The sequence below is a fragment of the Candidatus Acetothermia bacterium genome, assembly GCA_024653305.1.
Classification (GTDB): Bacteria; Bipolaricaulota; Bipolaricaulia; order Bipolaricaulales; family Bipolaricaulaceae; genus JACIWI01.
In genome coordinates this window covers 22,162-37,406 of record JANLFW010000003.1, presented here as the reverse complement: position 1 = coordinate 37,406, position 15,245 = coordinate 22,162, and the positions used below count along the sequence as shown (strand labels likewise).

At 69.9% G+C, this 15,245-nt stretch carries 16 protein-coding genes; 13 read left to right on the top strand and 3 right to left on the bottom strand.

All coding sequences use genetic code 11. The features are described from left to right. The first annotated feature begins 37 nt into the window (after positions 1-37). The 8 genes from NUV94_01965 (at position 38) to NUV94_01930 (ending at position 9,003) form a co-directional block, all read left to right on the top strand. Positions 38-343, top strand: coding sequence for a DUF3795 domain-containing protein (locus NUV94_01965; protein MCR4391556.1), 306 nt, complete (start codon positions 38-40; stop codon positions 341-343). Between the two features lie 128 nt (positions 344-471). Beyond that, a complete protein-coding gene (locus tag NUV94_01960; GenBank protein MCR4391555.1) occupies positions 472-1,698 on the top strand; it encodes a hypothetical protein in 1,227 nt (408 codons plus the stop codon). Positions 1,699-1,719: 21 nt separating this feature from the next. Next, the gene (locus tag NUV94_01955; GenBank protein ID MCR4391554.1) at positions 1,720-1,965 is read left to right on the top strand and encodes a hypothetical protein; all 246 of its coding nucleotides are present in this window, start codon (positions 1,720-1,722) and stop codon (positions 1,963-1,965) included. Positions 1,966-1,996: 31 nt separating this feature from the next. Then, entirely contained in the window at positions 1,997-3,412 is a 1,416-nt protein-coding gene (locus NUV94_01950) for a phosphoglucomutase/phosphomannomutase family protein (GenBank protein ID MCR4391553.1), read from the top strand. Next, entirely contained in the window at positions 3,409-6,312 is a 2,904-nt protein-coding gene (locus NUV94_01945; GenBank protein MCR4391552.1) for a leucine--tRNA ligase, read from the top strand. Before NUV94_01950 ends, NUV94_01945 begins: the two co-directional genes overlap by 4 nt. A 45-nt stretch (positions 6,313-6,357) precedes the next feature. After that, complete coding sequence (locus NUV94_01940; protein MCR4391551.1) at positions 6,358-7,488, top strand: glycosyltransferase family 2 protein; 1,131 nt, start codon at positions 6,358-6,360, stop codon at positions 7,486-7,488. A 5-nt stretch (positions 7,489-7,493) separates the two neighbouring features. Further along, positions 7,494-8,234, top strand: coding sequence for a glycosyltransferase (locus NUV94_01935; GenBank protein ID MCR4391550.1), 741 nt, complete (start codon positions 7,494-7,496; stop codon positions 8,232-8,234). Next, positions 8,224-9,003 (top strand): 1-acyl-sn-glycerol-3-phosphate acyltransferase, encoded by a 780-nt coding sequence (locus tag NUV94_01930; GenBank protein MCR4391549.1) that lies wholly within the window; start codon positions 8,224-8,226, stop codon positions 9,001-9,003. The genes NUV94_01935 and NUV94_01930 overlap by 11 nt, the downstream gene beginning before the upstream one ends. Here the strand turns inward: NUV94_01930 and NUV94_01925 are convergent. Next, positions 9,000-9,518 carry an NTPase gene (locus NUV94_01925; protein MCR4391548.1) on the bottom strand — a complete coding sequence of 173 codons (519 nt, stop codon included), beginning with the start codon at positions 9,516-9,518 and terminating at the stop codon, positions 9,000-9,002. The two genes, NUV94_01930 and NUV94_01925, sit on opposite strands and share 4 nt — an antisense overlap. Before the next feature lie 114 nt (positions 9,519-9,632). On the opposite strand from NUV94_01925, the gene NUV94_01920 reads away from it, so the two are divergent. From NUV94_01920 to NUV94_01900, 5 genes are read left to right on the top strand one after another with little or no spacing between them, the layout of a single operon-like run. After that, the gene (locus NUV94_01920; protein ID MCR4391547.1) at positions 9,633-10,535 is read left to right on the top strand and encodes an AEC family transporter; all 903 of its coding nucleotides are present in this window, start codon (positions 9,633-9,635) and stop codon (positions 10,533-10,535) included. A gap of 12 nt (positions 10,536-10,547) precedes the next feature. Beyond that, entirely contained in the window at positions 10,548-11,516 is a 969-nt protein-coding gene (locus tag NUV94_01915; protein MCR4391546.1) for a D-glycerate dehydrogenase, read from the top strand. 47 nt (positions 11,517-11,563) lie between these two features. Further along, positions 11,564-12,091: a DUF2271 domain-containing protein gene (locus tag NUV94_01910; GenBank protein MCR4391545.1), complete on the top strand. Its 528-nt coding sequence runs from the start codon at positions 11,564-11,566 to the stop codon at positions 12,089-12,091. Positions 12,092-12,097: 6 nt separating this feature from the next. Next, positions 12,098-12,925 (top strand): Fpg/Nei family DNA glycosylase, encoded by an 828-nt coding sequence (locus NUV94_01905; GenBank protein ID MCR4391544.1) that lies wholly within the window; start codon positions 12,098-12,100, stop codon positions 12,923-12,925. Further along, positions 12,915-13,376, top strand: a complete 462-nt coding sequence (locus NUV94_01900) for a VTT domain-containing protein (protein ID MCR4391543.1) — start codon at positions 12,915-12,917, stop codon at positions 13,374-13,376. Before NUV94_01905 ends, NUV94_01900 begins: the two co-directional genes overlap by 11 nt. Here NUV94_01900 and NUV94_01895 read toward each other — a convergent pair. Then, entirely contained in the window at positions 13,373-14,167 is a 795-nt protein-coding gene (locus tag NUV94_01895; GenBank protein ID MCR4391542.1) for a biotin--[acetyl-CoA-carboxylase] ligase, read from the bottom strand. The genes NUV94_01900 and NUV94_01895 overlap by 4 nt on opposite strands. Positions 14,168-14,244: 77 nt before the next feature. Beyond that, a complete protein-coding gene (locus NUV94_01890) occupies positions 14,245-15,216 on the bottom strand; it encodes a hypothetical protein (protein MCR4391541.1) in 972 nt (323 codons plus the stop codon). Positions 15,217-15,245: the final 29 nt, after the last annotated feature.

The window sequence follows — 15,245 nt, the reverse complement described above, 5'->3', positions numbered from 1 at the left end:
TGGCCGACCAGGGCGAAAGCCGTTACCCTACCGGGCGATGGGCCACCGTGAGGCGGGCGCATGCGGGGATTGGTGTGGGAAGTGCCCACACTTTTCGCGGAAGTGCCCGGGCTGCATCCCCCTCCAGCACCTGGACTGCCCGTTCGTGCGGTGCTGCCTCGCCCGGGACATCGAGCACTGCGGCCTCTGTCCGGACTTCCCATGTCGGGAGCTTCGGGAGTTCGTGCCCGACGATCGGCCCGGGTGCCCGCCGGGTTACCACATCGAAAACCTGCGGGACCGGGCGGCCCGGGGCACCGCGGCGTGGCTCGCCGCCCAACGGGAGGCGTGGCGGAAGCCCTGAACCACACTGCGAAAACACCCCCTTCACCGCGGTTGAACGGGTTGGGGGCCTAGGCGGCCGACGGCGCTCGGCGTGGCTTTACCTGGCCTCGCTCGCCGGATAACATGCGGCAAAGGTGGGTGATCCCTGTGCGCAAGATGTTTGCTTTTACGGCCCTTTTACTGTGGGCGATGGTCGGGCTTTCCGCCCCTGAGCTTGTCCTCTACTCCGGCGGCTTCGGGCTTGTTCTGGAGACGCGGACCGTGACCCTGGCCCGGGAAGGCGAGCTCGTCCTGGGCGACCTCCCCCACACCATCCTCCTGGACAGCCTCACCATCGATGGCCTTCCCCTGACCCAGGTTGAGCCCCGTTGGTCGGGCGTGCCCGATCTCGCGGGGCTGGTGGGGGAGACGGTGCAGGTGTTCGCCCACGGGGAGCGCTTGGAGGGGCGCCTCGTCGCGGTTACCGACGGGCTCGTCCTCGCCACCGCCGATGGCCTCCTGTTCCTGGCGAGCTACGATCGCGTCCTGGCCCGGCTGCCCGAGCAGCAGACGGTGCGGTTGGGGTACCGCGGGGCCACCCCGGGCCCGGCGGCGATCACCCTCCGCTACCTGGCCGGCGGCCTCGCCTGGGGGGCCAGCTACACCGCGGTCCTGGGCGAAGACGGGCTCGTCCTGGTGGGCATGGCGACCCTGATCAACCGCACCGGGGTGGATTTCCCCAGTGCCCAGGTGACCCTGGTGGCCGGGGACGTGTACCGTCCTTCCTCGAAAGGAGCAGGGGAAGGACTGGTGCGGGCGTTGGCCATGGCCCCGGCGGACGTGGCGGTGGCCCCGGCCGCCGAGTACCACCGGTACGACCTTCCCGGCCCGATCGACCTCCCCCACGGGACGGCCCTCGTCCCCCTGGTGAGTGCCACGCTCGCGTACACCCGGGCCTACCGGTTCACCGGTGGGCCAGTGGAGGTGCTGGTACGGTTTGAGAACACCGCCTTACCCTTGCCGGCCGGAGAGGTCCGCACGTTCGATGAGGGCGGCCGGCTGTTCGTGGGGGCAGCGCCCATCGGACATACCCCGGTAGGGGAGAAGGTGGAGCTGGCCGTGGGCGCGGCGTTCGACCTCACCGGCGAGCGCGTTCAGGAGGCGCGGCAGCGTCTCGCCGAGAACCTCTACCGGGACGCCTGGCGCATCGCCCTCCGCTCCGCCAAGGAGGAACCGGTGGAGGTGGAGGTGGTGGAGACCCTCCCCGGCATGTGGACCATCACCGAGAGCAGTTTCCCGTACGAGCAGCTGGATGCGCAGCGCGTGCGGTTCCGGGTGGTGGTCCCGCCCTTCGGGAGCGCCGAGGTGCGGTACACGGTGGAGTGGGGGTACTGATCGATCTAAGATATGGCGGAGATGGAACAGGACCTGCCCCGCCTGGAGGACGGGTACCGGCGGGCCATTGAGCGGGCGTTTGAGCGCGTTCCGGTGCGGAATGGGGTGGTGTCCATCCGGGATCTCTGGCTGGAGACCTCGCTTCCCATGGACCTCATCGCCGAACTGCTGCAGGGGAATGGCGTCAAGATCCCGCCGTACGTGGAGCGGGTGGACCTGGACCAAGGCCGGAAGCGTCGAAAGGCACGGCATGGGCGAAAAAGGTAGCATCCAGTTTGGGACCGATGGTTGGCGGGGGGTGATCGCCGAGGATTTCACGTTCGCCAACGTGGCCCGGGTGGGGGCGGCCATCGCCGCCTACCTCGACGACCCGGGCCGGAGCGGGATGGCGATCTACCGGGCGTGGGGGGCGCCGTACCGGCCGGCCGCGGCTGGGCTGATCGTCGGCTACGATACCCGGTTCCTGTCCGATGTGTTCGCCTCCCACCTCGGTCGGACGGTGGCCAAGGCCGGGATTCCCGTGCAGATCACGTCTTCCCCCGTGCCCACCCCGGCCCTGTCTGCGGCCGTGGTGGACCGCGGGCTCGCCGGCGGGGTGATGATCACCGCCTCCCACAACCCGCCTTACTGGAGCGGGGTCAAGGTCAAGCCGGAGTATGGGGGGTCGGCCACTGCCGACGTCACCGCCCGGATCGAGGCCCGCCTCCCTGCCCACCCGCCCGCGGTGGACGACGCGGCGGAACTGGAGTCGGTGGCGATCCAGGCCGACTACCTGGACCGGCTGCGGAAGCTCGTGGACCTCCGGGCCATCGCCCGCGCCCCGATCTACGCGGTGGTGGACGCCATGTACGGCTCGGCCCAGGGGTACCTCCCGGTTCTGTTCCGGGAGATCCGCCTGCCCCACCTCGCCATCCGGTCCACCGTGGACCCCCTGTTCGGGGGGAAGAAACCGGAGCCGCTCGCCGAGAACGTAGTCCCGTTGCGGGCGGTGATCCGCTCCCTGGGCGTCCGGAGCCGGGGGCGGATCGTGGTTGGGCTCATCACCGACGGGGATGGGGATCGGGCCGCGGCAATGGACGAGAACGGAGGCTTCCTCGACGCCCACCGCATGGCCGCCCTGCTCCTGTGGCACCTCATCCGCCACCGGGGGCTCCAGGGGCGGGTCCTCAAGTCGTTCGCCCTCACGGACATGATCCAGAAGCTGGCCCAGGAGGCTGGCCTTCCCTGCCAGGAGATCAAGATCGGCTTCAAGTGGGCGGTGGAGGCGCTCGTCACCGGCACCGCCGCGTTCGCCGGCGAGGAATCCGGCGGCTACGGGTACCAGTGGCACATCCCGGAGCGGGACGGGATTCTCTCCGACTTGCTCCTCCTCGAGCTGGTGGCCGCCACCGGGGAGAGGCTTTCGACCCTGGTGCACCACCTGTTCCAACGGGTGGGCCCACACCACTACGCGCGGCGGGACCTGAAGTTGGCAGCGCGGGTGGCGATCGTGGACCGCCTTCAGGCCCGGCCCCCGGATGAGCTGGCCGGCCAGCGGGTGGTGGCGGTGGAGACCCTGGACGGGGTGAAGCTCCGGTTCGACCGGGGGTGGCTCCTTTTCCGGGCGTCGGGCACCGAGCCCATCCTCCGCCTGTACTGCGAGATGGACTCCCCGGATGGGGTCCAGCACATGCTGGACGCGGCGGAGCAGTTGGTGGAGGGAGGGCTCCTGTGAACCACGAACCCTACGATCCTCACGCGATCGAGGACCGGTGGCGCGACTTCTGGCGGGAGAAGGGGTACTTCAAGGCGGACATCGCCGACACGGCCCGCAAGTTCTACTACCTCAACATGTTCCCTTATCCATCGGGCAAGCTCCACGCCGGCCACGGCCGAAACTACATCCTCGGCGACGCCATCGTGCGCTTCCTGCGTATGCGCGGGTGGAACGTGCTCAACCCCATGGGATGGGACGCGTTCGGGCTTCCGGCGGAGAACGCCGCCATCGAACAGGGGATCCACCCCCGGGACTGGACGTGGCGGAACATCCGCGAGTTCAAGCGCCAGTTCCGGGCCTGGGGGGTGGAGTACGACTGGGACCGGGAGATCGCCACCTGCGAGCCCGAATACTACCGGTGGACGCAGTGGTTGTTCCTCCAGCTCTACCGGCACGGCCTCGCCTATCGGGCCCGGGCCAAGGTCAACTGCTGCCCGAGCTGTGCCACCGTGCTTGCCAATGAGCAGGTGGTGGGCGGCCGCTGCGACCGCTGCGGGACCCAGGTCGAGAGGCGGGAGCTCGTCCAATGGTTCTTCCGCATCACCGCCTACGCCCAGCGGCTCCTCGACGACCTCGCCAGGCTCGACTGGCCGGAGCACGTGAAGCGGATGCAGGAGAACTGGATCGGCCGTTCGGAGGGGGCGGAGGTGACGTTCAAGGCCGAGGACGGCCAGGACATCGTGGTGTTCACCACTCGCCCCGACACCCTGTGGGGGGCGACGTTCCTGGTGCTCGCCCCGGAGCACCCCTTGGTGGACGCGCTGACCCACCCCACCCACCGGGACGAGGTCGCCGCGTACCGGGAAGCGGCCGCGACCAAGACGGAGATGGAGCGGACGGCGAAGGCCTTGGACAAGACCGGTGTCCCCACCGGGGCCCACGCGGTGAACCCGGCCAATGGGGAGCGGATCCCGATCTGGATCGCCGACTACGTGATGATGACCTACGGGACGGGAGCGATCATGGCCGTGCCCGCCCACGACGAGCGGGACTTCGCGTTCGCCCTGAAGTACGGCCTCCCCATCATCCCCGTCATCGCCCGCCCCGACGGGCTCGCCAAGAGCTTCGTCCTCCCGGGCTCGGTCCGGTCTGGGCTGGCCGAGGCGCTCGCGCGGGCGAACATCGCGTTCACCGCCGGCCCCTATCGCGATCGGGGCGCGGCTCTCTACGTCACCCTGCGCGGCGAGGCCGAGATCGACCGGTACATCGACCTCGTGCGCGCCCACCTCCGGCCCGGGTCGTGGTGCGAGGTGGTGGGGGCGCGGTGGGCGTTCATCTTCGACGACGGCGTGGTCCCGTTCGACAGCGTGGCCGCCGACCGGAGGATCCTCGCCCGGTGCAAGGAGCTGGAGCCGAAGGTAGGGGACAAGCGTACGGTGATGGAGATGCTCGCCGGCCTCGACTTCTACCGCGACGTCCTGTTCCATGCCGAGCCCGGCACGATGATCCACTCCGGCCCCCTCACCGGGACGCCCGGCGAGGCGGCGGTGGCGACCACCATCCGCTGGCTGGAGGAACGCGGGGTGGGCAAGGCTGCCGTGCATTGGCGGCTGCGGGACTGGCTGGTCTCCCGCCAACGGTACTGGGGGGCGCCGATCCCCATCGTGCACTGCCCGGAGTGCGGGGAGGTCCCGGTGCCCGAGGAGGACCTGCCGGTGCTCCTGCCGAACGTGCCCACCCTGGGAAAGCAAGGGCTCGCCGATATCCCGGAGTTCATCCTCACCCGCTGTCCGCGCTGCGGCGGGGAGGCCCGGCGGGACACCGACACCATGGACACCTTCGTCGACTCCTCCTGGTACTTCCTGCGGTACGTGTCCCCCAGCGACGGGAAGCGCCCGTTCGACCCGGAGCTCGCCAACTGCTGGCTTCCCGTGGACCTGTACGTGGGCGGGGTGGAGCACGCGATCCTGCACCTCCTCTACTCCCGGTTCATCACCAAGGTCCTCCACGATCTCGGGCACCTGGCGATCGACGAGCCGTTTGCGCGCCTGTTCACCCAGGGGATGATCACCTACCCCGCCTACCGGTGCCCCACCCACCACTGGATCTCCCCGCGGGAGGTCAAGGAGGGGGACCGGTGCCCGAAGTGCGGAGCCCCGCTCGAGGTATCCGTGCTGGCGATGTCCAAGTCCAAGAAGAACGTGGTCCCTCCGGACGAGCTGATCGAGAGATACGGCGCGGACACGGAGCGCCTCTATACCCTGTTCATGGGGCCCCCGGAGCGGGACATCGAGTGGTCCGAGGAGGGGATCCGGGGGGCATGGCGGTTCCTGAACCGGTTCTGGCAGCTCGTGATCGGGGAGTTCCCCCGGATCGCCGCCGCACGCGGGGAGCCCGATCCCGCGAGGTTCGATGCCGCAGCGCTCGCCCTATGGCGCAAGCTCCACGCCACCGTCCAGAAGGTGACCGAGGAGTTCGAGGGCCGGCTCGGCTTGAACACGGCCGTGGCCGCGATCATGGAGCTCACGAACGAGCTTTCCGCGTACGTGGAGCGCTCCGACGCCGACCCCACGCTGATCCGCCGGGCGATCCGCACCGCGGTCCTCCTCCTCGCCCCGTTCGTCCCGTTCGTGTGCGAGGAGCTGTGGCACCGTCTTGGCGAGGGGAAGCCCATCCTGGAGGCCCTGTGGCCCGGCTACGATCCGGCGGCCCTGTCCGAGGGAGAGGTGGAGATCCCGGTCCAGATCAACGGCAGGGTTCGGGCCCGCGTCCGCCTCCCCGCCCGCGACGCCGCGGACGCGGAAGCCCTGAAAGAGGCGGCGCTAGGGGATCCCACGGTCCAGGAGCGCCTGCGCGGCCACGAGGTGGACCGGGTGATCGCCGTCCCCGGGAAGCTCGTGTCCATCGTGGTGCGATGAGGCGGGGCCCAGCGCTCACTCCCCACGCGAACGGAGGATGAAGCGATGCTCGCAGGCATCACCCTCGGCATCGGGGTCGGATTCCTGCTCGCGGGGCTCGGATACCTCAAGGCCCGGTGGGCCACTCGGCTCCTGACGCGCCTCCGCGGCCGAGCCGACGCCAGCGTGGCCGTGGTCATCGCCACCCGGAACGAGGAGAGCGTCATCGAGAACACCCTCCGCACCCTCCTCACCACCGCCCCGCCCGGCGCCCGCGTGCTGGTGGTGGACGAGTCCACCGACGCCACCCCGGAGATCCTGCGCCGGCTTGCCCTGGAGTTCCCCACCCTGGAAGTCCTGTCCGACCCCCAGGTGCGGGGGAAGCCGGCCGCCCTGAACCTGGCCCTGGACCACGTGACCGAGGACATCGTCCTCCTCCTCGACGCCGATGCCCGAGTGGATGGGGCGTTCCTCGCCGAGTACACGGCTCTCTTCGCCAACCCCCAGGTCCAGGCGGTGTTCGCCGACTTTGCGTCCTACAACGCCAGGCGGTCGCTACCGGTGGTGTTCCAGGACCTGTTCTTCGCGTTTGCCAAGACGTTCGTGTTCTCCGGTCTCGTCTGGCGGCCGGTGTTCATGAACTGCGGGGTGTTCGTGCGCCGGGAGGTGTTTCGGAAGGTGGGGAAGTTCGACCCGCGCACCACGGTGGACGACTTCGACCTCGGGATCCGGATGGCCAAGCAGGGGCTGCACGCGGCGTTCGTCCTGGGGAGGCGCTGCCAGATCCAGTACGCCCTGGGGCTCCGGGACCTGTTCCGCCAGCACTGCCGGTGGTACACGGGCGGGATCAAGAAGATGTTCGAGGAGATCCAGCGCGGCGACCTCTCGTACGTCGTCCTCATGGCCGGGGTAGGCGTGGTGGTGTACTTCCCCCAGATGGCCCTGATCCTGGGCAAGGCGCTATCCATCCCGTTCTTGGTGACCGTCGTTCTACCGGGGGCGATGAGCGCGCTCTATGCGGCGGCGATCTTCGCCTACCTCCTTCACCGCCCGCAGAGCGGGCGTGAGGTTTTGGCCAACGTGGTCCTCGGGTTCCCCGCGGTTTACCTCCTGCTCCAGGCGGCGATCGCCGTGTCCTTCTTCCGGACGTTCACCAGCAACCACAGCTGGTACAAGGTACGGCGGGAAAGGGCGTAGGCGCGATGCCGGTCAGGATCACCGTGGTCATGCCCGTGCTCAACGAGGAGCGGTTCCTCCCGGAGACCCTGGCCTGGCTCAGGCGGCAAACGTTCACCGACTTCGAGCTCGTGGTGGTGGACAACGGGAGCACCGACCAAAGCCCCGAGATCGCCCGTCGGTTCGCGGACCGCCTGATCGTCGAGCCCCAGCGGGGGGCGGTGTTCGCCATGCACCGCGGGTTCACCGAGGCGGCCGGGGAGCTCGTCGCCTGCGCCGATGCCGACACCCTGTACCCGTCCGGTTGGCTGGCCAAGATGGTGAAGGCGCTGGACGCGGCCGGCGTGGTGGCGGCCTATGGGCCGATGGGGTTCCGGGAGAGCGGGCCGGTGAGGCGGCGCCTAGAGGTCCTGGGGTACTCCATGCTCGCCGGGCTGTCCCGGGCGTTCGGGGTCCCCTTGGCCGGGGCAGCCAACCTGGGGATGTGGAAGGACGCGTACTTCGCGGTCGGCGGGTACCCGCCCCTCGCCCACCTCGCCTCCCCGGACTTTCGGCTGGTCCAGAAGCTCGCCCGGGTGGGAAGGGTTCGGTTCGTCCCCACCATGGCCTGCTACACCTCGAACCGCCGGTTCGTACGGGCGAACCTCGTGTCCGGGTTCTACCAGGGGTTTCGGTATTGGCTGGACGTGGCCCTAGGCCGGGGTCGGCTCACGGATGACCAGTATTGGGGAAGGGAACACGCACGGCGGAAGACCAATGGCCGGTGAGGGCCTGCCCCGGCCATCCGGCCAGCCCGTCCCGCTCCGGTGGCCCACGCGGCTCGGCAGCTTTCTCCTCGCTCCGATCCGGGAAGTGATCTGGCTGTTCTACGTCGGAGCCATCCTCCTCCTGCCGGCGCTCGTCCGGTCGGAAAAGCGAGGGCAAGTCCCAGGGGGGCCGTGCCTGTTCTGCGTGACCCACGTCGGCAACTTCGACCCCCTGTTTGTGGTCCGGCAGTCCCGGCTGTGGCGGATGAAGGCCGTGTACCAGGTGGACAAACCGTACCCGCTGGTTCGGTTCCTGTACCGCTCGTTCTGGCGGTTCCGGGTCACCCAGGATCCCGAGCTGAAGCCGATCCTCAACCCACGCACGGTAGCCGAGGTCGTCCGCTACCTCCGGCGCGGCGGACGGGTGATGATCTACCCCGAGGGGTACCGGTGCTGGGAGCGACGGCTGTACCCGGGGGTGGCGGTGATTGCCCATCGGGCGGGTGTGCCCATCGTCCCGGTGGGGATCGAGAACGGGTACACCCTCCGTCCGGAGCGGGAGACGGAGCCGCTGTTCCGGGTGGTGCGCCAGGTGATCCGGGACTACCGGCGGCTGGGCCGGGTGACCGTGCACTTCGGCGGCCCGATCTTCCCCGACCCTTCCCGGGCGGAGGCGGAGGACGTGCCACGGCTGATGCGGGCGGTGGAGACGGCCTTTCAGGACTTCTACCGGCGGTTCTATGGCCTCCCCGGCCCGGTGTGGGCTCCCTCGGATGTGAGGTGGCCCTAACCCTGCCCGGACAGGAACTGCAGCACGGCCCGGAGCTGGGCATCCCGGTTCGCCGGGGTAAGGCGGAGGTAGTGATCCACCCCATGGCGGATGCAGTAGGCCAGGGGATGGTTGGACGCCCGGTGCACGGTGACCAGGAGGTTCCTCGCCTCCCCGAGCGCCTGCCCCACCGCGGCCACGAACCGCGGGGAGCAGAGCTCCATCGGCCCCACCTCGTCCACCACCACCAGTTCCGCCGCGTGGATCGCGCGCTCGATCGCCGCCGCCCCGATCTCCTCGAGGTCGCGCAGGTTGAGCCGGTACCGCCCGAACTCGGGCCCGTCCGCGAGGTGGATGTGGGCGAGCACTCCCTCCCGGCCGGTGGCGAGGTCCCGGAGTGCGAACCCCACCCGCCGGCCGCACTTCCGGATCTCTTGGGTCACCATGCCTCCACAGGAAAGCGACACCCGCTCCACCACCCGCAGGACAAGCGTCGTCTTGCCCACTCCAGGCTGGCCGGTGACGGCGATCCTCATCAGGACTGACCTCCCGTGTGAAGATTGTAACCGAGCGTGACCCAGGCGTTCCCCCCGAGGTGTTAGGGACTCGAACGGGTGACGTTCGAGGCCGGACGGCGTACCTTTAGGCCCATGATCGCTGACATCCTCCTGCCCACGTTCCTCCTGGTAGGGGTGGGCTATCTCCTGGGCCGGTTTGCCCGGGTGCCGGCGCAGCCGCTCGCCCAGCTCGCGTTCTGGGTCCTGTCGCCAGCGCTCATCTTCGAGTCCCTGCGCACGGCCCAGCTCCCGGCGGCCCACGCCGTGCTCGTGGCCGCGTTCACCGTGGCCCACTACCTTGGGATGTTCGCCCTGTCCATCCCGGTGCGACGACGGTTGTTCCCCGGCGATCCGGGTGCCCAAGCCGCGGCCTCGCTGGTGCTCACGTTTGGGAACTGCGGCAACCTCGGCCTCCCGATCCTGCTGTTCGCGTACGGGCAACCTGGGGTGGATGTGGGGGTGGTGTTCCTGGCCACGAACACCGTGCTCCTGACCACGCTGGGGGTGGGCCTCGCCACCTGGGAGGGGAGCTTCCGGTGGCGCCGCGTGGCCCTGGGCCTCCTGCGGGTGCCGTGGCCGTATGCGGTGGCGGCGGCCGCCGCCGCCCGCCTTGCCGGCGGGCTGCCCCTCCCCTTGGGCCGGGCCACCGGCCTCCTCGCCGAAGGGGCGATTCCGTTGTTCCTGGTCCTCCTTGGGGTGGAGCTCGCCCACGTGCGCCCGACCCAGGTGGCGGGGCCGGCGCTGGCGTTAGGGGGACTCCGCCTCCTCGGCGGGGGGCTCCTCGCCTGGGGGCTGGCTTGGGCGTTCGGCACGTCCGGCACGCTGCGGGCGAGCCTCGTCGTGGAGGGGAGCATGCCCACAGCGGTGAACAGCTTCCTCCTCGCCCTCCAGTACGACCGCCGTCCGGACCTGGCCGCGTCCGCCCTTCTCCTTTCCACCCTCCTTTCGGTGGGGACCATCTCCCTGACCCTGGTCCTCCTTGAGGCGGTCGGCTAGACTCAGAACGACATGGCCAAGGTTGTGATCACCACCTCTATGTTCCCCGAGGCGGTGGAGCGGCTGCGCGCCGCCGGCCACGCGGTGACGGTCCACGACGGGCCGCTCGCACCCGACGCCCGGCGGGCCCTGGACGCGGACGCCCTCATCTGCCCCCTCTCCGACCGAGTGGATGCGGAGTTCTTTGAGGCCGCGCCCACGCTGCGGGTGGTGGCCAACCTCGGGGTGGGGGTGGACAACATCGACCTCGCCGCCGCCACCGCCCGCGGGATCCTGGTGACGAACACCCCCGACGTGCTCACCGAAGCCACCGCCGATCTCGGATGGGCCCTGCTCCTTGCGGCCGCGCGCCGCATCGTGGAGGCGGACCAGGACCTGCGCCGGCACGGGTTCCCCGGCTGGACGTTCATCCCGCCCCATCTCGGGGTAGACGTGTACGGGCGCACCCTGGGGGTGGTGGGCTTCGGCCGCATCGGCCAAGCCGTGGCCCGCCGGGCCAAGGGCTTCGCCATGGAGGTCCTGTACTTCTCCCGGACCCGCAAGCCGGAAGCGGAGGGAGCCCTGGGCGTTCGCCATGCCTCCCTGGACGAGCTCCTGCGCGAAAGCGACTTCGTGGTCCTGTGCGTCCCGTTGACCCGGGAAACCCACCACCTCATCGGCAAGCGGGAGCTCGCCCTCATGAAGAGCACCGCCATCCTGGTGAACATCGCCCGCGGCCCGGTGGTGGACGAGGAGGCGCTCGTGCGGGCGCTCAAAGCGGGACGGCTCCGCGCGGCGGGGCTGGACGTGTTCGAAGAAGAGCCGCGGATCCATCCCGACCTGATCGGGATGCCGAACGTGGTCCTTACCCCCCACATCGGCTCCGCGACGGAGGCCACCCGACGCAAGATGGCCGAGCTCGCGGTGGACGGAGTGCTGGACGTGCTCGCGGGGCGGCGGCCCAAGCACCTGGTGAACCCGGAGGCGTGGCCGGGGAAGTGAAACCGAAAGCGGGGGCACGGTGTAGAATCGTGCGGAGGTGGTATAGGATGAAGAGGGCGCTCGCGTTGTCGATGGCGGCTCTAGCCGTGACCGGCGGACTGGCACTGGCCCAGTGTGGCTGTCCTCCCCCCGCCGGGCCGTGCTGCTACACGGCGTTCTGGGCAGGAGAGGAGGTCCATTTCCAGCTGGTCCTGCCGTTCGGCATGTTCTGTTGCTGCCAGGAGCGGCCGGGGATCGTGGGCTGGCGGGTGGAGACGATGGCCGGGGCGCTCGTGTACCAAGTGGCATTCCCCGAGCCCAAGGATCCTACATCGCTCACGATGGTGTGGGACCAGAAGGACCAGGCCGGGGACCCGGTGGCTCCGGGGTACTACAAGCTGGTCGTGACCACCGTGGCCGGGGAGCACGAGACCTACGTGAGGATCGCGGAGAGGCCGAGTTGTTGTTTCTTCTGGTGGTGGCCGTGGTCCCGACCGTGTGGGGCCTCGTTGTGCCGGCCGTACATCAAGGTGTTCCGGGCCCCGGCTTGCCCCTCCGGCTGTGCGTTCACCCTGTTCCTGGGCTCCGGGAGCTAGCCGGCATTGCCCGAGCTTCCCGACCTCGAGGTCCTGCGGGATAACCTCACCCCCCGGATCGTCGGCCGCACGGTCCGGGGGGTGGAGGTGTACCGGACCGGCCTCGTCCGCACCGGCCCGGACAGCATAGCGGTGGAGGGGCGGACGTTCTCCCAGATCGGGCGTCGGGGGAAACACCTGATCTTCTCGTTCCACGGCGGCCCCCACCTCATCGTGCACCTCATGCGCTGGGGGTGGCTGTGGCACGGGCCCGCGTCCTACCCACCCAGCCGGGCCACGATCCTCCGCCTTGCCCTGGACGACGGGTTCGACCTGCGGCTGATCGAGCCCGGTGCCCAGCCGCTGGCCGCGGCGTGGGTGGTCCCCGACCCCGTGACCGCCGAGCCGCTGCAGAAGCTCGGGGTGGAGCCGCTGTCGGACGCGTTCACCTGGGACGCGTTCCGGGCCCTGTTCGCCGGAAAGCGTCGTCTCCTGAAGAAGGTCCTCACCGATCAGCACCTCATCGCCGGCATCGGCAATGCCTACGCCGACGAGGTCCTGTTCGTGGCCAAACTCTCCCCGGTCCGTTACGCCCACACCTTGACCGAGGGCGACCAGGAGCGCTTGTGGCGGGCGATCCCGGAGGCCCTGCGCTGGGCGATCGCCGAGATCAAAAAACGGGTTGGGGATGGCCTATTCGACAAGGAGGTGCGGGACTTCCTGTACGTGCACGGTCGGGCGGGGAACCCGTGTCGGGTTTGCGCCACCCCGGTGGCGGAGATCCTGTTCGACGATCAGCGGACGGACTTCTGTCCCCGTTGCCAAGGGGTGAACCAGCCCATGGGTGGGGCCTGAGGACGTGGCCCTCGCCCTGTTCCTTGCCTTTCTGTACGCAGTTGGAACGGCCGTGGTCTTGCCCAGCCCTACCGAGGCCGTGCTCGCCGCAGCGAAGGCGGCCCCGGCATGGGCGGTGATCGCGGTGGCCACCTTGGGCAGGATGGCCGGGAGTTACCTCGTGTTCTTCCTCGGGGACCGGTTGAAGCGGCTGCCGCGGGTGGAGGTGTGGCGGCGGGAGACCCGGTGGGGCCAGTGGTGGCTGGCGATCGGGGAACGGTGGGTGAACCGGTTCGGCGTCCCGGCCCTGTTCCTCCTGCTCCTCATCCCCGGGTTCCCCGATACCGTGGCGATGTACCTCCTGTCCGCGATCGGCCGGAGGCCGCTCGCGTTCGCCCTTGCCGCCTCCGGCGCGTCCGCAGTCCGCCTGGCGTTGGTCCAGGCCGGGATCTGGCTGGCGACGCGCAGCTAGGTCCGGCGGTGACGAAGATGGGCCACGTCGCCGGCGCGCACCGTGCGCTGCCCAGCCCGCGTTTGCACGACCAGCGCCCCGTCCGCCGCGAGGTCCACGGCCACCCCCTCCACCGCCCCCTCGCCCATGGTCACCCGCACCCATCGCCCCAGGGTGCAATTGCGCTGTCGCCACGCGTGGCCCACCGCCTCGGGAGGCGCGCTCGTCCACACCTCCAGGGCCCACAAGACCTCGGCGAGGAGCTCGGCTCGGTCCACCGGACGGAATTCAGCGAGCCCGGCCGCCCCCAGGGGGAGGCCGTCCGGCTCCACATTGAGTCCGACCCCGAGATAGACCGCCTGGGCTCCGCCGTCCTGGACCTCGGCCTCCGCGAGCACGCCGGCGAGCTTGCGGCCGTCCGGGGCGAGGAGGTCGTTGGGCCACTTGAGGCCACCCAGTTGGCACGCATCGACCAGCGCCACCCCGGCCGCGAGCGGGAGGAGGGGAAGCGGCTGCACGGGCCTCAGAAGGACGGAGAAGTACAGCCCGCCTCCGGGACTGACCCATGCCCGTCCCCATCGCCCCCGGCCCGCCGTCTGTCGCTCCGCCAATACCACTGCCCCCTCCGGGGCGCCAGCCCTGGCCCACTGCCGTAGGGCATCCTGGGTGCTTCCCACCACGCCGAGGTACCGGTAGGGGCGGCCGAACCGACCTCGGAGACGTGGCAGAACGACCTGCGGCAGCAGGTCCGGCGAACGCGGGCGATGTCCCAGGCCACCCGCCCGTTCATCGCCCCCCCACATCGAGGTCATAGGCCGGAGTCTACGCGGAACAGGACATTCAAGGGGCCCACCCCACGGGCGCGGAACGCGGGCGCTGGAGTGCAGTACTATCCTCCGTCCTCGATGTGCACCGCGAGCAGGTACGGGAACGCGGCACAACCCTCCCGGCAGGCGATGAGGACGTGCCACCCCCCACCCACGTAGGCCTGGTACTCCAGGCCCACCCGCTCGCCTCCCGCCACACTGCCGACCTCGCGCCCGTAGGGGTCGAACAGGTGCAGGGAGCACCGGCACCCAGACCCGACTTCCAGGGTCAACCGCACCACCTGCCCCGGCCGCAGGTTGACCCGGCACCAGTCGCGGCTGTTCATGGGCTGATAGGGGCCGGGCCACCCGAGCTGACCTTGGTACGAGCCCGGGGCCAGGAAGGGGGCATCCTCCATCCGGTCCGTGTTGTGGAGGGGCAGAGGGATGGGGGCCGGGGTACCAGGGCGCACGGTGGGCCCGGGGGGAGAATCGACCAGTACCCCGCCGGCCACCCCGTCCACCGTTGCCCACAGGATGGCAAACGGGTCTTGCCCGGCGGGCACCGCCCGGCCTTCGCGGTTGCCCTGCACCCGCAGCGATCCGGGATGAAACCCAAGGCGCAGCCCGCTGGGGGACCCGTCCGCGCGCACGGTGAGCTGCGATCCCAGGGCGGGCTCGCGCCGGGAAACCAGGAGCTGGCCGAAGTACACCGCTCCTCCCTCACCCGATTGGACCCGCCGCAGGAGAACCCGGCCGGACCAGCAGGCACGGCCACCGGAGGTCAACGTCAACACCACGGCGAACTCCGCGGGGACGGATCCTTCTTGCGCCGCAGCACAGGCCAGCACGTCCAGGACCACCTGTTCGGACAAGGAGGCCGGGAGGGCGTGGAACTCCCACTGCGCGTAGCTGGCCGGGGTTTCAAGCCAATGCCAGTCCCCGCTCATGCGTCCGGTGGTGTAAAACGCGTTCGGGTAGAGCCGAGCCCCTGACCCCATCAGGTGCCCCAGCGCCAGCGCGATCATCAGGAGAAGCGTTCCTTTGTCCCTCATCCGTTCCCCTCCACCATGGCCCTTCCTCC